This window comes from Streptomyces sp. G5(2025) (assembly GCF_049542075.1).
Lineage (GTDB): Bacteria > Actinomycetota > Actinomycetes > Streptomycetales > Streptomycetaceae > Streptomyces.
Genome location: NZ_JBMUZT010000006.1, coordinates 4,877,751 through 4,895,758 on the forward strand (window position 1 = coordinate 4,877,751; position 18,008 = coordinate 4,895,758).

The following is an 18,008-nucleotide window of genomic DNA, read 5'->3' on the forward strand; positions in this document are numbered from 1 at the left end:
CATCCGCTCGTCGCTCATGGCTGCCTCTCGTCGCTCACAGCATGGTCTGATCCGTCGGCGCCCTCAGGCCTGGTCGGTGAAGCGCTCCACGTACCGCCGCTGCCAGGGCGTCTCGACCGCGCGGCGGTCGTAGTGCGTCCGTACGAAGGCGACGGCCTCCCCGGCGGGCACCCCGTCGAGCACGGCGAGGCAGGCGAGCGCGGTCCCGGTCCGCCCGCGCCCGCCCCCGCAGGCCACCTCCACGCGCTCCGTGGCCGAGCGGTCCCACACCTCGCGCAGCAGCTCCCGCGCCCGCGCGCGGTCGCTCGGCAGCCGGAAGTCGGGCCAGCGCAACCAGCGTGACTCCCAGGGGACTTCGGGCGGCTCCTTGCCGAGGAGGTGGACGCCGAGGCCGGGCCTGTCGCCGTCGGGCAGCGGATGGCGGAGCCCACGCCCCCGGACGAGCCGCCCGGAGGGCAGCCGTAGCACGCCGGGGGCGGTGGGCCGCCAGGTCGCCGTCGTCGCGTCGCGTTCTGCGGTCATGGCCGGTCAGCGCTCCCGGGGGTGTGGTGGGCGGACGTCTCATTCTCACGCCGGCACCCGCTGGGCGCAGGGGTTTCATCGGACCCGGCCCCCGCCCCGCCCTCAGCCCGCCACCGGCAGCTCCGCCGCGGCACCCTCCTCGGCCGGCGCGCCCGAGGCCACCGGCGCACCCCTCTTCGTACGCAGGCCGAAGGCGCTGACCAGCGCGGCCGGCAGGACGGCGGCGAGCGGCACCCACAGGGCGGCGCGGTAGCCGTCGAGGACCGCTGCCGGTGAACCGGAGTCGGTGGCCGCGACGTTGACGGCCGTCACTGCCGAGAGGCCGAGCGCGGCGCCGAACTGGAAGGCGGTGTAGAGCAGCGCTCCGGCGAGCCCCTGCTCCTCCTCGGCGACCCCCTCGGTGGCGACGATGGTGAGCGGGCCGTAGACCAGCGAGAACGCGAGGCCGAGGACGATCGGGCTGGGGAACATCATCGCGTACGTCCAGTCGGCGGCGACCGGCAGGAACAGCGCGTACGACAGGGCGGCGAGAAGCAGCCCGCCGAAGATTCACCCGCACCAGCCGCCGCGTCGCCCTCACCTCACTCGGCCGGCAGCTGCGCACCGACCTGGCGCCGCACCACCGCGGTATCGAGGAGGCCCTGGAGCGGGCGGCCGCCACCGCGCGCGGCATCGACGCGGTGCTGCACGTCGGCTTCTCCACCCCGCTCACCGGCGAGATCGTCATGAAGGCGACGGAGGCGCTGCGCGTCAGCCACCCCGGCCTCGCGGTGGAGGTCTGCGAGGTCCCGCTCGGCGACCCCTACGGGCAGCTGCGCAGAGGCGAGTTCGACGTACAGCTGAGTGAACTCCCCGTACGGGAGGACGACCTCGGCGGCGGCCCGCCGCTGCTCGCGGAGGACCGCGTCCTGGCCCTGCCCGCCGCCCATCCGCTGGCCGCGCGGGAGACGGTGACGCCGGAGGACCTGGCCGCCGTGCCCCTGCTCACCATCGCGGGCGAGGTCCCCGACTACTGGCTGGAACACCACGTGCCCGCCCGCACACCGAGCGGCCGCCCGATCGAGCGGGGCCCCGGCGTGGTCAACCTCCAGGAGGGCCTGATCCTGGTCGCGGGCGGCAGGGGAGCGCTGCTCGCCCCCGCGCACACGGCGACGTACCACACCCGCCCCGGTGTCACATACGTCCCCTTCGCGGACGCGGCACCGACGGGGTACGGCCTGGTGTGGCGCCTGGGGCACGACACGGGGGCGGTGGCGGCGTTCGCGAGGACGGCGCTGGAGGTGGCGGGGTGACGTGACCCCGCCCCGGAACGACCCCCGCCCCGGAACGACCCCCGCCCGGAACGACCCCGCCCTCCGCCGCCCGGCGGAGTCCGCCCCCGCACAACCCGCCCCCGCGGTGACGCCCCCCGCGCCGCCCCGGCGCCAGCATCACCCCATGCTGAAAATCTCCGCACTGCCCGACGTCCCCCGCTGGGCCGCCCTCGCCGCCCACGCCGTGCCCTGGATCACCCTGCCCTCCGGACTGTGGCGGGTGGCCCTGGTGGCCGGGCTCCCCGTGGCCGCGCAGGAGCAGCGCGGCGCCGGTGAGGCCGTGTACATCGTGATCCTCAGCCTGGTGTCCGAAGGGCTGGCGTTGCTCACGCTCGGTCTGGTGCGCGGGTGGGGTGAGGTCGTGCCCGGATGGGTACCCGTGCTCGGCGGACGGCCGGTGCCGACGATGGCGGCCGTCGTGCCCGCCCTGCTCGGCGCCGCCGGACTCTTCGGGCTGCTGGGCTGGGCCTTCTACGCTCAGATCGCCGGATTGGGGAGTGAATCGGGTGTGACGGACAGTACAGCGCAAACCGCCCTGCTTGTGCTTTGCTATATACCGCTGATCGCCTGGCCGCCCTTGCTGACGGCGGTCGCCCTCGCCTACCACAGGCGCCGGACGGCCTGCGCATCCCCTGAGGCGGCGTGAAAGTTTACCCATCCCGATCAGCGGCCATGCGCCACGAGGCCACTCTTTCTTCCCCTATCGGGCTGAACTTTTGTTGATCGTGGGTTAGTTGGCCGTTGCATCGCCCTACCCTTCAGAGGGTGAACCAACTGATGTCCTGTGCGACCGAAGAGGTGTCCGCCGACGTGTTCGGAACGGAGTCCGCGCCCGCGGAGACGCTTCCCGGCGCGTTGCCCGCAGCGCTCCGTGCCGAGCTCGTCGCTTTCCGTCGCGACCTGCACATGCACCCGGAGCTCGGCAACCAGGAGTTCCGCACCACCGCCGCCATCAAGGCCCGCCTTGAGGAGGCGGGCCTCGCGCCCCGGGTGCTCGCCGGCGGCACCGGGCTGATCTGCGACGTCGGTGCGTCGGACGGGACGCGCCCCATGCTCGCCCTGCGCGCCGACATCGACGCGCTGCCCATCCCGGACACCAAGCTCGGCGTGCCCTACCGCTCCACGGTGCCCGACCGCGCCCACGCCTGCGGGCACGACGTGCACACCACCGTCGTCCTCGGCGCCGGCCTGATCTTCGCCGACCTGGCGGGCAAGGGGCAGCTGCCCTTTCCGGTGCGGCTGATCTTCCAGCCCGCGGAGGAGGTCATGCCGGGCGGCGCCGCCGACGCCATCAAGGACGGCGTGCTCGACGGCGTCGGGAAGATCATCGCCGTGCACTGCGACCCCCGCGTCGACGCGGGCCGCATCGGGCTGCGGCACGGACCCATCACCTCCGCCTGCGACCGCCTGGAGGTGTCGCTCGACGGACCCGGCGGACACACCGCGCGCCCGCACCTCACCACCGACCTCGTCACCGCCGTCGCCAAGGTCGTCACCGACGCCCCCGCCCTGGTCGCCCGCCGCGCCGACGCCCGCTCGGGCCTGTCGGTGACCTGGGGCCGCATCGAGTCCGGCCACGCCCCGAACGTCATCCCGCAGCACGCCGAGCTCTCCGGGACCGTGCGCTGCCTGGACCTCAGGGCCTGGCGGCAGGCGCCCGACCTGGTGCACGACGCCATCCAGGAGATCGCCGACCTCTACCGCGCCAAGTCCGAGATCACCTACGTCCGCGGCGTGCCGCCCGTCGTCAACGACGGAGCCGTCGCCGACCTGCTGCGCGACGCCATGGTCGAGCGGCGCGGCCTGCACGCGGTCGAGGACACCGAACAGAGCCTCGGCGGCGAGGACTTCTCCTGGTACCTGGAGCACGTGCCCGGCGCCATGGCCCGGCTCGGCGTCCGCAAGCCGGGGGAGCGTGCCGTGCGCGACCTCCACCAGGGCGACTTCGACGCGGACGAGACGGCGATCGCGGTCGGCGTCGAACTCTTCACCGCCGCGGCCCTGTTGGACGCGGCGCGCGAGTGAGCGGTACGGCGTGAAGGGGTGCCCGCGCCCGCTGCCGCCCGGCACCCTTTCACCCGTCCGGTTCACCGGGACGTGCCCGACGCCCGGCACGAATAGGTAACGGCCGCGCGAAAACCCGTTCCCTCCCTTTCTACGCGCGTTAATGTGCGCCGAAATCAGCGCCGTCAGCGGTGCGTTGGGGAACGTTGGGAACGTGAGGAGTACGTCCTGTGCGTCGTGTATCAAGACTTTCCCAAGTGGCCGTGGCCGTGGCGTCGCTCGCCCTCGCCGCTTCGGCGTGCGGCAAGACCAGCAGCGAGGCTTCCAAGGAAGAGGGCGGCAAGGAGAAGGGCTCCGGCACCTCCTCGTCGTACAAGGGCAAGGGCATCGGTCTGGCGTACGACATCGGCGGGCAGGGCGACCAGTCCTTCAACGACGCCGCCTACGCGGGCTACAGCAAGGCCCGTGAGGAGTTCAAGATCGGCGGCGTGGACATGGAGCCGGCTGACGGCGAGTCCAGCGCCGACAAGGTCCAGCGCCTCGAACAGCTCGCCAAGCAGGGCTACGACCCGGTGATCGGCGTCGGTTTCGTCTACGCGCCCGCGGTGGAGGCCGCCGCGAAGAAGTTCCCCGACACCACCTTCGGGATCGTCGACGACAACACCGTGAAGGCGGACAACGTCGCCGACCTGGTCTTCCACGAGGAACAGGGTTCCTATCTGGCGGGGGTCGCCGCCGCGAAAGCGAGCAAGGCCGAGCACATCGGATTCGTCGGCGGCGTGGACATTCCGCTGATCCACAAATTCGAGGCCGGATTCGTGCAGGGCGCGAAGTCGATCAATCCGAAGATCAAAATCGAGAAGCGCTATCTGACGGAAAAGCCCGAGGAAGGCGGCTTCAGCAGCCCCGACAAGGGGCAGAACGCCGCGAGCGGGCAGATCGAGGCCGGCGCGGACGTCATCTACCACGCGGCCGGTCTCTCCGGGCAGGGCGTCATCCAGGAGGCCGGCTCGCAGAAGAAGTGGGCGATCGGCGTCGACACCGACCAGTACCAGCAGAAGGCCCTCGCCAAGCACAAGCAGTACATCCTCGGTTCGGCGCTCAAGGACGTCGGCGGCGCGGTGTACGACCTGGCGAAGTCGGTCGTCGAGGGCAAGCCGATGACGGGCGAGCGGCGCTACGACCTCGGATCGGGCCGCGTCGGCTTCTCCGACTCCAACCCGAGGTACAAGGCGATGAAGGACGTCGTCGCCGCCGTGGAGAAGGCTGAGAAGGACATCGTCAGCGGCAAGGTGAAGGTCAAGACCGTGCCGTAGGACGGACGCGGGGACGTTGTACGTAGCACCCCGCCCGCAGGGTTCATGCCGTTGTACGTAGAACGTGCTGCGGCGACTGGGCGCCCTCCATCACGGGGGCGCCCACCGTGCGTTCGCCCGCCGGACGCCTCGTGGCCACAGGTCGATAACGGACCGGACAGAAGGGTTCTTCTGTCCGGTCTACGCGCGTTACGCTGCGGCGAAATCAGCGCCGGGTGCGGCGCGTACGTGCTTGTGCTTGCTTGACTCAAGGAGTTCGTCTCTATGCGCCGGGTGTCTCGAATAGCTGTCGCGGGCGCCGCGACCGCAGCCCTCGCCGTCTCTGTCTCCGCCTGTGGTGGCACGTCCAGCGACGCTGCCGCGAGCAAGGACGACAAGAGCAAGGGCGTCGCCATCGCCTACGACCTCGGTGGTGCCGGCGACCAGTCCTTCAACGACGCCGCGACCGTGGGCATGAAGAAGGCCGCCAAGGAGTTCCAGACCGGCGAGAAGGCTGTCGAGCCCGTCGACGGCGAGTCCGACGCCGACAAGGCGCAGCGCCTGACGCAGCTCGCCAAGCAGGGCTACAACCCGGTCATCGGGGTCGGCTACGCCTACGCCCCGGCGATCAAGGAGGTCTCGGCGAAGTTCCCGAAGGTCACCTTCGGCATCGTCGACGACGAGACCGTCAAGGCCGACAACGTCGCCGACCTCGTCTTCAGCGAGCAGGAGGCGTCCTACCTCGCGGGCGTCGCCGCCGCCAAGACCACCAAGTCCAAGACCGTCGGCTTCATCGGCGGCGTGGACGTCCCCCTCATCCACAAGTTCGAGGCGGGCTTCGCGCAGGGCGTCAAGGACACGAACCCCAAGGTCAAGGTCGTCAAGCAGTACCTGACGGAGAAGGCCGAGGACGGCGGCTTCACCAGCCCCGACAAGGGCAAGACCGCCGCCCAGGGCCAGATCGAGAAGGGCGCCGACGTGGTCTACCACGCCGCGGGCCTCTCGGGTCAGGGCGTCATCGAGGCCGCCGCCGCCAAGAAGATCTGGGCGATCGGCGTCGACTCGGACCAGTACAAGCAGGACGCGCTCGCCAAGTACAAGAAGTACATCCTGACCTCGGCGACCAAGGACGTCGCGGCCTCCGTCTACAACCTGGCGAAGGCCGTCGAGGACGGCAAGGCCAAGGGCGGCGTCGTCCGCGCCGACCTCAAGTCGGGCGGTGTCGCGCTCGCCGACTCCAACCCCGAGTTCCAGAAGATGAAGGATGTCCAGGCGGCTCTGAAGAAGGCCGAAGAGGGCATCAAGAGCGGCAAGATCAAGGTCAGGACCACGCCGTAACGCCGTAATGGCGTGACCGCTGGACCGACTGCCGTGACGGCGGCGTGATTCTCGTACGACGGGGTGTGGGGGACGATGTTTCCCCCGCGCCCCGTTCGCGCGGACCACACGCAGCTCGGCAGCACCTAGTAGCACTCAGCAGCACCAAATAGCAGGGGCACTGCGCGCGTAGGCGGCCCCTTTCCTTCAGGCCCTTCAGGCCCTTTGGCCCCCGAGGAGAGTGCGCCATCGACGCGTCCACCAACCCTCCGCCCATCGCCGTCGAACTCGTCGGCATCACCAAGCGCTTCCCCGGAGTCGTGGCCAACCACGACATCCACCTCACCGTCCGCAAGGGCACCGTCCACGCCCTCGTCGGCGAGAACGGCGCCGGCAAGTCGACGCTGATGAAGATCCTCTACGGCATGCAGAAGCCGGACGAGGGCACCATCACCGTCGACGGCGAGCAGGTCTCCTTCGCCGGCCCCGCCGACGCCATCGCGCGCGGCATCGGCATGGTGCACCAGCACTTCATGCTCGCCGACCAGCTGACGGTGCTTGAGAACATCGTTCTCGGCAGCGAGAAGCTGCACGGCATCGGCGGCGCCGCCCGCCGCAAGATCGTCGAGCTGTCCGACCGGTACGGCCTCGGGGTGCGCCCCGACGCGTACGTGGAGGACCTCGGCGTGGCCGACCGCCAGCGCGTGGAGATCCTCAAGGTCCTCTACCGCGGCGCCACCACGCTGATCCTCGACGAACCGACGGCCGTCCTCGTGCCGCAGGAGGTCGACGCGCTCTTCGACAACCTCCGCGAGCTCAAGTCCGAGGGCCTGTCGGTCATCTTCATCTCGCACAAGCTGGGCGAGGTGCTGTCCGTCGCCGACGACATCACCGTCATCCGGCGCGGTACGACCGTCGGCACGGCGATCCCGTCCGAGACGACGCCGCGTCAGCTCGCCGAGCTGATGGTGGGCAGCGAACTGCCCACCCCCGAGACCGCGGAGTCGACGGTCACCGACCGCCCGATGATCCAGGTCGAGAGCCTCAAGCTGCTCGCCGGAGGCGACTCGGGCCGCGCCCTGCTCGACGACATCTCCTTCACGATCCACGAGGGAGAGGTCCTCGGCATCGCGGGCGTCGAGGGCAACGGCCAGACCGAGCTGATCGACGCGCTCATCGGCCTCAAGCACGCCGACTCCGGTGTGATCCGCATGGCGGGCGAGGACATCACCGCCGTACCCACGCGCAAGCGCCGCGAGGACGGCATCGGTTACATCCCCGAGGACCGCCACCGCCACGGCCTCCTCCTGGAGTCCCCGCTGTGGGAGAACCGCATCCTCGGCCACGTCACCGAGAAGCCGAACGCGCGGGGCTTCCGGCTGGACATCAAGGGCGCCCAGGCCGACACCCGCCGCATCGTCGAGGAGTACGACGTCCGTACCCCCGGCATCGACGTGACGGCCGCCTCGCTCTCCGGCGGCAACCAGCAGAAGCTGATCGTCGGCCGCGAGATGAGCCACAAGCCGCGCTTCTTGATCGCCGCCCACCCCACGCGTGGCGTGGACGTCGGCGCGCAGGCGCAGATCTGGGACCAGATCCGCGAGGCCCGCCGCGAGGGCCTCGCCGTCCTGCTGATCTCCGCGGACCTGGACGAGCTGATCGGCCTCTCCGACACCCTCCGCGTCATCTACCGCGGGCGGCTCGTCGCGGACGCCGACCCGGCCACCATCACACCCGAGGAGCTGGGGTCGGCGATGACGGGTGCCGCCTCCGGTCACCTGGAACACGTCGAGTCCGGTGACGGCTCCGAGGAGGACGAGACCCGATGAAGAAGTTCGACAAGGAGCGCTTGCTCCTCGCCGTGGCCGGACCGGTCATCGCGCTGATCGTGGCCGTGGTGCTGACCTCGGGCGTGCTGCTCGCCTCGGGCAAGAGCCCGATCGAGCCCTACGCCCTGATGTTCGAGCAGGCCACCTACTCCGACGTCCAGGTACTGATCATCAACCAGGCCGGGATGTACTACCTGGCCGCCCTCGCGGTGGCCATCGGCTTCCGGATGAATCTGTTCAACATCGGGGTCGACGGCCAGTACCGCCTCGCCGCGATGATCACCGCGGTCGTCGGCGCGCACGTCGCGCTGCCCGCCGCGCTCCAGATCCCGCTGCTGATCGTGGTCGCCATGCTCACCGGCGCCTTCTGGGCCGGCATCGCGGGTCTGCTGAAGACCACCCGCGGCGTCAGCGAGGTCGTCGCGACGATCATGCTCAACGCCATCGCGACGAGCGTCATCGGCTACCTCACGCTCACCAAGAACTTCGGTGTGCCGGTCGGCAACAACCAGACCACCGGCGTGATGAAGGAGTCGGGCTGGTTCCCCGGCATCAAGCTGGCGGGCGGCGAGGTCTACGGCTTCGTCTTCGTCGCCGTTCTCGCGGGTGTCCTGTACTGGCTGGTCCTCAACCGCACCCGCTTCGGCTTCGACCTGCGCGCCACCGGCGCCTCCGAGTCGGCCGCCGCGGCCAGCGGTGTCAACGCCAAGCGCATGGCGCTCACCGCGATGCTGATCTCCGGCGCGGTGGCGGGCCTCTCCGGCCTGCCGATCCTGCTCGGAGACACCCACACCTACAGCCTCAGCTTCCCCTCGGGGCTCGGCTTCATCGGCATCGGCATCGCCCTGCTCGGCCGCAACAACCCGATCGGCATCGCGCTCGCCGCCCTGCTCTGGGCCTTCCTCGACAAGGCGTCGCCCGCTCTCGACTACGCCCAGCCGGAGCCGTACGACAAGGAGATCGCGGTGATCATGCAGGGCATCATCGTGATCGCGGTCGTCGTCTCCTACGAGGCCGTACGCCGCTGGGGCCTGCGCCGCCAGCAGCAGCGCGTGGGCGAGGAACTGGCCGCCGCCGCACGGGCCAACGCCAAGAACGGCACCGACGGCCCCGACAGCCCCGACAGCCCCGGCGGCAACGACGGCACCAACGACACCGTGAAGGAGGCGACTGCCCGATGAGCACGGCATCCGTGGTCAAGCCCCCGGCCAAGCAGCCCGCCCCGGGCCGCCGCCGCATCTCGCTCCCCGTCCTCATGCTGATCATCGCGGGCGTCCTGGTGCTGACCTCCGTGGTCCGCATGATCACCGGCGCCGACGGCATCACGTCCACCGGCCAGATGTCGACAGCCCTCCAACTCGCCGTGCCGATCGGCCTCGCGGGCCTCGGCGGCCTGTGGGCCGAGCGCGCGGGCGTGGTCAACATCGGCCTCGAAGGCATGCTGATCCTCGGCACCTGGTTCGGCGCCTGGGCCGGTTTCCAGTGGGGTCCGTGGGTCGGTGTCCTGTTCGGCATCGCCGGCGGCGCCCTCGGCGGCCTGCTGCACGCCATCGTGACGGTCACCTTCAACGTCAACCACATCGTCTCCGGTGTGGCCCTCAACATCCTCGCCCTGGGCGCCACGCGCTACCTCTCCACCTTCGCCTTCGAGGGCGAGGAGGGCGGTACGTCCAAGCAGTCGCCGCCCGTCGAATCGCTCGGCAGCTTCTCCGTGCCGGGGCTCTCCGACTGGCTGGCCGAACTCAACGGCAAGCACTGGTTCCTGGTCTCGGACCTCGCGGGGCTGCTCGGCGGCCTGTTCACCAACCTGTCGCCGCTCACCGTCGTCGCCGTCGCCATGGTGCCGCTGAGCTGGTGGGTGCTGTGGCGCACCTCGTTCGGCCTGCGGCTGCGCTCCTGCGGCGAGAACCCGATCGCCGCCGAGTCGCTCGGCGTGAACGTCTACAAGTACAAGTACCTGGCCGTCGTCATCTCCGGCGGCCTCGCGGGCCTCGGCGGCGCGTTCCTCTCGCTGGTCGCCTCCAACATCTACCTGGAGGGCCAGACCGGCGGCCGCGGCTACATCGGCCTCGCCGCGATGATCTTCGGCAACTGGATGCCGGGCGGACTCGCGCTCGGCGCGGGCCTGTTCGGTTACACCGACAGCCTCAAGCTCCGGGGTGGCGGCACGAACGTCCACGCGCTGCTGCTGCTCATCGCGATCCTGCTGGTCATCGGCGCGGTCTACCTCGCCTGGCGCAAGCGGTACGTCCCCGCGGTGATCACCGCGGCCGTCTCCGCGCTGATGTTCCTGTGGTACGGCTTGACCGACGAGGTGCCCAACCAGGTCGTCACCGCCACCCCCTACGTGGTGACCCTGCTGGTCCTCTCGCTCTCCGCCCAGCGGCTGCGCATGCCGAAGGCGGACGGGATGCCGTACCGGAAGGGACAAGGAAAGTGACGACAGCCGCGGCGGACACCGACTGGCACGCCCTGCGGGAGGCCGCGCGCGAGGCGATGTCCCGCGCCTACGCGCCCTACTCGGCGTTCCCGGTCGGCGCCGCGGCCCTGGTCGACGACGGCAGGACGGTCTCCGGCTGCAACGTGGAGAACGCCTCGTACGGCCTCGCCCTGTGCGCCGAGTGCGGCCTGGTCTCGCAGCTCCAGCTGACCGGCGGTGGCCGCCTCACCCACTTCACGTGTGTGGACGGCAAGGGCGAGATCCTGATGCCGTGCGGCCGCTGCCGCCAGCTGCTGTGGGAGTTCGGCGGCCCGGAGCTGCTCCTGGAGACGGCCTCGGGGGTGCGGACGCTGGCGGACATGCTGCCGGACGCGTTCGGGCCGCAGCGGCTCAACTGAACGAGGGCCCCCGTCTGTTGGCGGGGGCTTCTTCACGCCGTGACTCTATGCGCGTAGAGTCGCGAGGTACTTGTGTACGTACTCATGTACGTACTTGTGTGCGTACTTCTGTACGTCAGCCGTTGTACTGCTGGAAGGACATGCCATGGACGTCATCTCCGTCATCCGCACCAAGCGTGACCGGGGCGAGCTGAGCGACGAGCAGATCGACTGGGTCATCGACGCGTACACGCGCGGCGCGGTCGCCGACGAGCAGATGTCGTCCCTGGCGATGGCGATCCTCCTCAACGGCATGAACCGCAAGGAGATCGCCCGCTGGACCGCCGCGATGATCGCGTCCGGCGAGCGCATGGACTTCTCCTCCCTGTCCCGCCCGACGTCCGACAAGCACTCCACGGGCGGCGTCGGCGACAAGATCACGCTGCCGCTCGCCCCGCTGGTCGCGGCGTGCGGCGCGGCCGTCCCGCAGCTGTCGGGCCGGGGCCTCGGCCACACCGGCGGCACCCTGGACAAGCTGGAGGCCATCCCCGGCTGGCGCGCGCTGCTCTCCAACGAGGAGATGCTGAACGTCCTCGACGGCGTCGGCTCGGTGATCTGCGCGGCGGGCGACGGCCTGGCGCCGGCCGACAAGAAGCTGTACGCGTTGCGCGACGTCACGGGCACGGTGGAGGCGATCCCGCTGATCGCCTCGTCCATCATGTCGAAGAAGATCGCCGAGGGGACGGGCTCGCTGGTCCTGGACGTGAAGGTCGGCACCGGCGCGTTCATGAAGAACCTGGACGACGCCCGCGAACTGGCCTCCACGATGGTGGAACTGGGCACGGACAGCGGCGTGCGCACGGTCGCTCTGCTGACGGACATGTCGACCCCGCTGGGCCTGACGGCGGGCAACGCCCTGGAGGTCCGCGAGTCGGTGGAGGTCCTGGCGGGCGGCGGCCCGGCGGACGTGGTCGAACTGACCCTCGCGCTGGCCCGCGAGATGCTGGACGCGGCGGGTCTGAAGGACGCCGACCCGGCGAAGGCCCTGGCCGACGGCTCGGCGATGGACGTATGGCGCCGCATGATCGCGGCGCAGGGCGGCGACCCGGATGCGGCCCTCCCGGTGGCGCGCGAGCAGCACGTGGTGACGGCGCCGTCCTCGGGCGTCCTGACCCGCCTGGACGCGTACGACATCGGCGTCGCCGCCTGGCGCCTGGGCGCGGGCCGCGCCCGCAAGGAGGACGTCGTCCAGGCGGGCGCGGGCGTCGAACTGCACGCGAAGCCGGGCGACACGGTCGAGGCGGGCGCGCCGCTGCTGACGCTGCACACGGACACGCCGGAGCGGTTCGCGTACGCCCTGGAGTCGGTGGAGGGTTCGTACGACATCGCTGCCGCGGGCACGGACTTCTCGGCGACGCCGATCGTGCTGGACCGAATCGGCTAGGGGGTCTCTCGGGGCTGCGGGGGCAACCCTCTGACCAGGGCTTACTCGTACGGGTGAACGGGATCGGTGGACCACCGCCGGTCCCGTTCGGCATGCTGGGATCGGTGACACACCGATTAAGGAGGCCGCCATGAGTGCACTCACCGTCGGCCACGACCCCGGCCAGAACTGGGAAGATCTCCTTCGTTTCCGGGAGGAGAAGGAGTGGCCCGAGGGCAGCAAGGTGGAGATCATCGAAGGGGTCATCACCGTGTCGCCCAGTCCCTCGAACAACCACAACGAAATCGCTGAGCTGATCCACCGGCAGCTGGGCGTCATTCCATTCGAACTCGGCATTTATCACGAGCAGACCATCCTCGTGCCTTCTCGGGAGGGTGCTTACATCCCCGACCTGGTCGTGGCGCCGCGAGCGGATGTGGTGGGGAAGGGGGAGCAGTGCATTCCGGCCGCTGCCGCTGAACTTGTCGTCGAGGTCACGTCGCGGTCCAATGCCAGCCACGACCGCATCAGCAAGGTCGCGGGCTACGCAGCCGGCGGCGTGCCCCTCTACCTCCTTGCCGACCGCTGGGCCCCCGGCGGCCCCACCATCACCCTGTACGGCGAGCCCACGGGTGACGTCTACCGGATCCTTCAGGCCTGCAAGTTCGGCGAGCTCATCAAGCTTCCCGGGCCCTTCGACCTGGACATGGACACGAGCGCCTTCCCGCAGGACTGACGCGGGCAGGGCGCCGATTCGCCAGCCCGTGATGAGACGGCGGGTGAAGCCTGCGGCGAGGAGGCCCTCATAGGCGCTGCGCACGTCCTCCGGGACGCCTTCTCGATGGCGAAGCCGAGCTTGGGGTACTCGATCAACCGCGCGTGTACGGCTCCGGTACGGGCACCGATGAGTTCCGTCCGCCCCGCGAGTCAACCCTGCGTGGCTGCATCCGAAGCGAACCTCATCGTCATCGAGGGCCCCCTGCGCGCGAGCGACGTCCCGCGGCTGTGCGCGCTGGTCACGGCCGCCCGCCACGGGCCCGGCCACGACGTGGTCTGTGACGTCGGCGCCGTCACCACCGCCGACCTCACGACCGTCGACGCCGTCGCCCGCCTGCACCTCGCCGCCCGCAGGGCAGGGGGCCGGATCCGGCTCAGGAACCCCACCCCCGCCCTGCTGGCGCTGCTCGGCCTCGTCGGACTGACCGAACTGCTCGGTCTAGTCGTCGAGATGGAGGGGCACCCCGAACAGCGGGAACCACCGCGGGGTGTCCAGGAAGCAGTGGAAGCCAGCGATACGGCCCTGTGAGATCTCGATGACCTGAATGCACCACGGCATGAAGCCGCCGTTGTCCGGGTCGGGCTTGTACTGGGCGAAGCCCGGCGTGCCGTTCACGTCCACCGGCAGGAGGCGGCCGTTGGCACAGGCCGCGCCCATCGTGGACATGAAGCCCGTGATGTCCGCCGTGCCGCGCAGCCACAGGTCGAACGGCGGCATCGTCATCACGGCGTCCTCGGCGAGGAGCGCCGTGAGCGCCGCCATGTCATAACCCTCGAAGGCGGCGACATAGCGCTCCAGGAGCTTCTGCTGCTCCTCGTCGAGCGGATCGGAGACGGCCGTGCCGTCCGCCGGGCGCTCGGCGAGGGTGGCGCGGGCCCGCTGGAGCGCGCTGTTCACCGAGGCGACGGAGGTGTCGATCAGCTCGGCGACCTCGCTGGCCTTCCAGGCGAGCACCTCGCGCAGGATGAGCACCGCCCGCTGCTTGGGCGGCAGGTTCTGCAGGGCGGCGACGAACGCCAGGCGCACCGACTCCTTGGCGACGGCGGCCTCCGCGGGATCGCTCGGGGCGGGCAGCACACGGGCGTCCGGCATCGGCTCCAGCCAGGTGTTGTCCGGGCGGGGGGTGAGCGCCGCCTGCGCCAGCGGGGCGGCGGCCGTCAGGTCCATGGGGCGGGCGCGGCGGTTGCCCGCGTTCAGCATGTCCAGGCAGACGTTCGTCGCGATGCGGTACAGCCAGGAGCGGATGCTGGAGCGGCCCTCGAACTTCTCGAAGCTGCGCCAGGCCCGCACCATCGTGTCCTGCACGGCGTCCTCGGCCTCGAAGGCGGAGCCCAGCATCCGATAGCAGTACCCGGTCAGCTCGACCCGGTACTTCTCCAGCGTGACGTCCAGATCGGTCGTCGTCCCTGCGATGTCGCTCATCCCAACCCACCCCTGCGGATTCTGAGAAGGGCCCGACAGTGAGGCCCGACACACCGGAAGCTACCGCAGCCCACTGACAACGGCCCCCGGAGTGGGAAAACCCGCAGGTGAAATCGGTCGGAGCCGCCACTCACGCCGCCGGCCGTCCGGGACGGATCAGCAGGAGCGGGCCACGAGATCGCGCCGCCGCTCCACCCGCGCCACGTGCGAACCCCACACCGTGACCGACACGACGCCGAGCACCGCGAGCAGCCCGAGCCCCACCGTCCCGGCCCAGCCGCCCGCGTGGAAGGCGACCGCGCCGAGCGTGCCGCCCGCGCTCGAACCCAGGTAGTACGCCGACTGGTAGAGGGCCGAGGCCTGCGCTCGCCCGGTCGTGGCCGTACGGCTCACCGACGACGACGCCACCGCGTGGCCCGCGAAGAAGCCCGCGGTGATCAGCACGAGCCCCAGCAGGACCAGGGCCAGCGAGGCCGACAGGGACAGCAGCAGCCCGCCCGCCGTCGTGCCCACCGCCAGGTACAGCGCCCCGCGCCGCCCGAGCCGGGCCACCAGCTTCCCGGCCGCCGCCGAGGAGACCGTACCGACGAGGTAGACGAGGAAGATCGAGCCGATGACGCCCTGGGGGAGCGAGAACGGCGCCTCGGTGAGCCGGTAGCCGATCACCGTGTAGACCGCGCCGAAGACGGTCATGAACAGCGCCCCGATCGCGTACAGCCGGCACAGGAGCGGGTTCGACAGATGCGTACGGACCGCCCGCGCCAGGGACTTGGGGTTCAGCGAGCCCGGCGCGAAGTGCCGCGGCGCGGGCAGCAGCGCGCGGAACGCGACCGCGCACAGCACCGCGACGACGCCCACGACGGCCAGCGCCGCGCGCCAGCCCCAGGCCTGCGCGACCCAGCCCGTGATGATGCGGCCGCTCATGCCGCCGATGGAGTTGCCCGCGACGAACATGCCGATCGCGGCGACCAGTGCCTTGGGCCGCACCTCCTCGGCGAGGAACGCCATTGCCGACGCCGGGAGCCCGGCGAGGGCCGCGCCCTGCACCGCGCGCAGCGCGATGAGGACCTCCACCGAGGGCGCGAACGGTACGAGGAGCCCGACCGCGACCGCGACGCTCAGGGACGCCGTCATCATCGCGCGCCGCCCGAAGCGCTCGCTGAGCGCGCTCAGCGGAAGGACGAAGAGAGCCAGTGCGCCCGTGGCCGCCGACACCGTCCAGCTCGCCGTGCTCGCGCTCGCGCCGAAGTCGGCGGAGACCAGCGGCAGCAGGGCCTGCGTGGAGTAGAGGAGGGCGAAGGTGGCGACGCCCGCGAGGAAGAGCGCGAAGCTCATCCTGCGGTAGCCGGGACCGCCCGGGGTCAGCCGGGAATCGGCGGCGGAATCAGCGGCAGGGGACGACGAGGAGAGGGCGACCGCGTGGGTGGCGGACGCCCCGCTACTGGCAGGAGGCATGCCACGAACGTACGGCCGGTTTTTTGATGCGTCCAATGCATGGAAACGCCATAATCGTTCCCATGCAGCATCAGCAGAGGTCACAGCCGCGCCTGTCACACAACAGTGACGTGGAGGACATCGTGACGCTGCTCGCGCCACGCCTCGCGTACTTCGCGGGAGTCGCCCGCACCGAACACGTCACGCGCGCCGCCCACGAGATGCAGATCCCCCAGTCCACCCTCTCCCGCGCGCTCGTACGACTCGAACGGGACCTCGGCGTCGGCCTGTTCACGCGCCGCGGCCGCACCGTCTCGCTCACCCCGGCAGGCCGCACCTTCCTCGCCTCGGTCGAGCGGGCCCTCGCCGAGGTGGAGCGCGCCGCCGAGTCCGTGCGCGCCGACGCCGACCCGGCCTCCGGCAAGGTCGCCTTCGGGTTCCTGCACACCATGGGCTCCGAGACCGTGCCCGGCCTGATCCGCGCCTTCCGCGCCGACCACCCGAGGGTGCGCTTCAGCCTCGTACAGAACTACGGCGAGGCGATGCTGGAGAGGCTGCGCGCGGGCGAGCTGGACCTCTGCCTCACCTCGCCCGTGCCCGACGCCCCCGACCTGGTCGCCCGCCGCCTCGACGAGCAACGCCTGCGCCTGGTCGTGCCCGACGAGCACCGCCTCGCCTCCCGGAAGCGGGTCCGCCTCGCCGAGGCCGCCGACGAGGCCTTCGTGACCCTGGAGCCCGGCTACGGCCTGCGCCGCATCACCGACGACCTCTGCCAGGAGGCGGGCTTCAAGCCCCGCGTGGCCTTCGAGGGCGAGGAGGCGGAGACCTTGCGCGGCCTGGTCGCGGCAGGGCTCGGCGTGGCGCTCCTGCCGCCGCCCGCCGTGCCCCGCCCGGGCGTCGTGGAACTGACGGTGACGGGCCAGCGGGCGGTCCGTGAGATCGGCGTGGCCTGGCTGGCGGGGCGCCCGGACACCCCGCCGGTGGCCGCGTTCAAGGAGTTCCTGCTGAGCAGGAAGGGAAAGCTGCTGCAACAGTCGACGTGACCGTCCCGGCGGGCCTCAGCGGCGCGACGACCGCCCGAAGCCGGAGGCGAGCGGCATGCGCAGCCCCAGCGGCGGCGGCGCCGCAAGCGCGTCCTCCAAGGGGCGGGCGAAGTGGGCCCCGAAGAGCGTGCCGCGCACGAAGTCCGAGGCCAGCGCCTGGACTTCGGCCTGGTGCTGATGGAGCCGGTGGCCGTCGGAGTGCACCTCGAACCGGCACACGTCGCGGTTCGCCTTCTTCGCGCGCTCCGCGAAGCGGAACGACAGCTCCGGGTCGGTCCGCTCGTCGTTCGTGCCGTGCACGATGAGGACCCGCCGCCCCACGAGCTGCTTCACCGGCTCGGGCGGCGCCGCCACATCGTCCTCGGGCAGCCAAGGGGCGACCGCGAGGACGGAGTTGACGGCCGGGTGACCGCCCGCGCGCAGCGCCGCCCGGCCGCCCATGTCCACTCCGGCCAGGCAGACCGGGACGTCGCCGTAGAGACGTACGACCTCGTCCGTCGCCCAGGCCGTGTCCTCGGCCAGCTGCGCCTGCGCGCCGTTCCAGCCCCGGCAGCGGTAGCGCACGACATGCGTGGCGAGGCCCGCCGCGCGTCCGTCCTGGGCCAGCCTGCGGCCCAGTGCCCGCACCGCCCCGGCCGCCAGCGGCGAAGGCCTGCGGGTGGACGTCTCGCAGCCGCCGGGCAGCAGCAGGACCACGCCGCTCACCGCCGAAGGTGCCGTCCCGATCACGCGCCCGAGTCCCGGGGCGCCCGCAGGCCCCGCTGTCCCTTGCTGTGCCATGACAGAACAGTGTCAGAAGCGATGGTGTACG

Annotated in this window: 17 protein-coding genes and 1 pseudogene; 13 read left to right on the forward strand and 5 right to left on the reverse strand. The window is 71.0% G+C overall.

From position 1 onward, the window contains the following. Positions 1-63 precede the first annotated feature (63 nt). The gene (locus ACOBQB_RS33090; protein ID WP_423597003.1) at positions 64-522 is read right to left on the reverse strand and encodes a protein-tyrosine phosphatase family protein; all 459 of its coding nucleotides are present in this window, start codon (positions 520-522) and stop codon (positions 64-66) included. Between the two features lie 102 nt (positions 523-624). Next, positions 625-1,071: pseudogene (locus ACOBQB_RS33095) on the reverse strand (MFS transporter); the annotation flags it as partial. Between the two features lie 131 nt (positions 1,072-1,202). On the opposite strand from ACOBQB_RS33095, the gene ACOBQB_RS33100 reads away from it, so the two are divergent. From ACOBQB_RS33100 to ACOBQB_RS33155, 12 genes are all read left to right on the forward strand, one after another. Continuing rightward, a complete protein-coding gene (locus tag ACOBQB_RS33100; RefSeq protein ID WP_423597005.1) occupies positions 1,203-1,814 on the forward strand; it encodes a LysR substrate-binding domain-containing protein in 612 nt (203 codons plus the stop codon). 145 nt (positions 1,815-1,959) lie between these two features. After that, positions 1,960-2,481, forward strand: a complete 522-nt coding sequence (locus ACOBQB_RS33105; protein WP_423597007.1) for a hypothetical protein — start codon at positions 1,960-1,962, stop codon at positions 2,479-2,481. A gap of 119 nt (positions 2,482-2,600) precedes the next feature. Beyond that, positions 2,601-3,860, forward strand: a complete 1,260-nt coding sequence (locus tag ACOBQB_RS33110) for a M20 family metallopeptidase (protein WP_423597009.1) — start codon at positions 2,601-2,603, stop codon at positions 3,858-3,860. Between the two features lie 209 nt (positions 3,861-4,069). Continuing rightward, positions 4,070-5,155, forward strand: a complete 1,086-nt coding sequence (locus ACOBQB_RS33115; protein WP_423597011.1) for a BMP family lipoprotein — start codon at positions 4,070-4,072, stop codon at positions 5,153-5,155. A gap of 264 nt (positions 5,156-5,419) precedes the next feature. Then, positions 5,420-6,472, forward strand: a complete 1,053-nt coding sequence (locus tag ACOBQB_RS33120) for a BMP family lipoprotein (RefSeq protein WP_423597013.1) — start codon at positions 5,420-5,422, stop codon at positions 6,470-6,472. Between the two features lie 254 nt (positions 6,473-6,726). Further along, positions 6,727-8,280, forward strand: coding sequence for an ABC transporter ATP-binding protein (locus tag ACOBQB_RS33125; RefSeq protein WP_423598925.1), 1,554 nt, complete (start codon positions 6,727-6,729; stop codon positions 8,278-8,280). Continuing rightward, the gene (locus tag ACOBQB_RS33130; protein ID WP_423597016.1) at positions 8,277-9,461 is read left to right on the forward strand and encodes an ABC transporter permease; all 1,185 of its coding nucleotides are present in this window, start codon (positions 8,277-8,279) and stop codon (positions 9,459-9,461) included. The genes ACOBQB_RS33125 and ACOBQB_RS33130 overlap by 4 nt, the downstream gene beginning before the upstream one ends. After that, the gene (locus tag ACOBQB_RS33135) at positions 9,458-10,720 is read left to right on the forward strand and encodes an ABC transporter permease (protein WP_423597018.1); all 1,263 of its coding nucleotides are present in this window, start codon (positions 9,458-9,460) and stop codon (positions 10,718-10,720) included. The genes ACOBQB_RS33130 and ACOBQB_RS33135 overlap by 4 nt, the downstream gene beginning before the upstream one ends. Then, positions 10,717-11,118 carry a cytidine deaminase gene (locus tag ACOBQB_RS33140; protein ID WP_423597020.1) on the forward strand — a complete coding sequence of 134 codons (402 nt, stop codon included), beginning with the start codon at positions 10,717-10,719 and terminating at the stop codon, positions 11,116-11,118. The genes ACOBQB_RS33135 and ACOBQB_RS33140 overlap by 4 nt, the downstream gene beginning before the upstream one ends. Positions 11,119-11,263: 145 nt before the next feature. Beyond that, on the forward strand, positions 11,264-12,541 hold the full coding sequence (locus ACOBQB_RS33145) for a thymidine phosphorylase (RefSeq protein WP_423597022.1): 1,278 nt from the start codon (positions 11,264-11,266) through the stop codon (positions 12,539-12,541). A 130-nt stretch (positions 12,542-12,671) separates the two neighbouring features. Continuing rightward, the gene (locus ACOBQB_RS33150; RefSeq protein ID WP_423597024.1) at positions 12,672-13,256 is read left to right on the forward strand and encodes a Uma2 family endonuclease; all 585 of its coding nucleotides are present in this window, start codon (positions 12,672-12,674) and stop codon (positions 13,254-13,256) included. A gap of 201 nt (positions 13,257-13,457) precedes the next feature. Beyond that, positions 13,458-13,826, forward strand: a complete 369-nt coding sequence (locus tag ACOBQB_RS33155; RefSeq protein WP_423597026.1) for an STAS domain-containing protein — start codon at positions 13,458-13,460, stop codon at positions 13,824-13,826. Here ACOBQB_RS33155 and ACOBQB_RS33160 read toward each other — a convergent pair. Both ACOBQB_RS33160 and ACOBQB_RS33165 read right to left on the reverse strand, forming a co-directional pair. Then, the gene (locus ACOBQB_RS33160; RefSeq protein ID WP_423597028.1) at positions 13,737-14,720 is read right to left on the reverse strand and encodes a sigma-70 family RNA polymerase sigma factor; all 984 of its coding nucleotides are present in this window, start codon (positions 14,718-14,720) and stop codon (positions 13,737-13,739) included. The two genes, ACOBQB_RS33155 and ACOBQB_RS33160, sit on opposite strands and share 90 nt — an antisense overlap. A gap of 156 nt (positions 14,721-14,876) precedes the next feature. Next, positions 14,877-16,175, reverse strand: coding sequence for an MFS transporter (locus tag ACOBQB_RS33165; RefSeq protein WP_423597029.1), 1,299 nt, complete (start codon positions 16,173-16,175; stop codon positions 14,877-14,879). 62 nt (positions 16,176-16,237) lie between these two features. Between ACOBQB_RS33165 and ACOBQB_RS33170 the strand changes: the two genes are divergently transcribed. Beyond that, complete coding sequence (locus ACOBQB_RS33170) at positions 16,238-17,197, forward strand: LysR substrate-binding domain-containing protein (protein WP_423597031.1); 960 nt, start codon at positions 16,238-16,240, stop codon at positions 17,195-17,197. Positions 17,198-17,212: 15 nt separating this feature from the next. On the opposite strand, the gene ACOBQB_RS33175 is transcribed toward ACOBQB_RS33170, so the two are convergent. Further along, complete coding sequence (locus ACOBQB_RS33175; protein ID WP_423597033.1) at positions 17,213-17,977, reverse strand: alpha/beta hydrolase; 765 nt, start codon at positions 17,975-17,977, stop codon at positions 17,213-17,215. Positions 17,978-18,008: the final 31 nt, after the last annotated feature.

Bases quoted from the DNA above. Each gene is read 5' to 3' on its own strand.
- ACOBQB_RS33090 (WP_423597003.1), bottom strand. From the start codon at position 522: ATGACCGCAGAACGCGACGCGACGACGGCGACCTGGCGGCCCACCGCC.
- ACOBQB_RS33105 (WP_423597007.1), top strand. From the start codon at position 1,960: ATGCTGAAAATCTCCGCACTGCCCGACGTCCCCCGCTGGGCCGCCCTC.
- ACOBQB_RS33120 (WP_423597013.1), top strand. From the start codon at position 5,420: ATGCGCCGGGTGTCTCGAATAGCTGTCGCGGGCGCCGCGACCGCAGCC.
- ACOBQB_RS33130 (WP_423597016.1), top strand. From the start codon at position 8,277: ATGAAGAAGTTCGACAAGGAGCGCTTGCTCCTCGCCGTGGCCGGACCG.
- ACOBQB_RS33135 (WP_423597018.1), top strand. From the start codon at position 9,458: ATGAGCACGGCATCCGTGGTCAAGCCCCCGGCCAAGCAGCCCGCCCCG.
- ACOBQB_RS33145 (WP_423597022.1), top strand. From the start codon at position 11,264: ATGGACGTCATCTCCGTCATCCGCACCAAGCGTGACCGGGGCGAGCTG.
- ACOBQB_RS33150 (WP_423597024.1), top strand. From the start codon at position 12,672: ATGAGTGCACTCACCGTCGGCCACGACCCCGGCCAGAACTGGGAAGAT.
- ACOBQB_RS33160 (WP_423597028.1), bottom strand. From the start codon at position 14,720: ATGAGCGACATCGCAGGGACGACGACCGATCTGGACGTCACGCTGGAG.
- ACOBQB_RS33165 (WP_423597029.1), bottom strand. From the start codon at position 16,175: ATGCCTCCTGCCAGTAGCGGGGCGTCCGCCACCCACGCGGTCGCCCTC.
- ACOBQB_RS33170 (WP_423597031.1), top strand. From the start codon at position 16,238: ATGCAGCATCAGCAGAGGTCACAGCCGCGCCTGTCACACAACAGTGAC.
- ACOBQB_RS33175 (WP_423597033.1), bottom strand. From the start codon at position 17,977: ATGGCACAGCAAGGGACAGCGGGGCCTGCGGGCGCCCCGGGACTCGGG.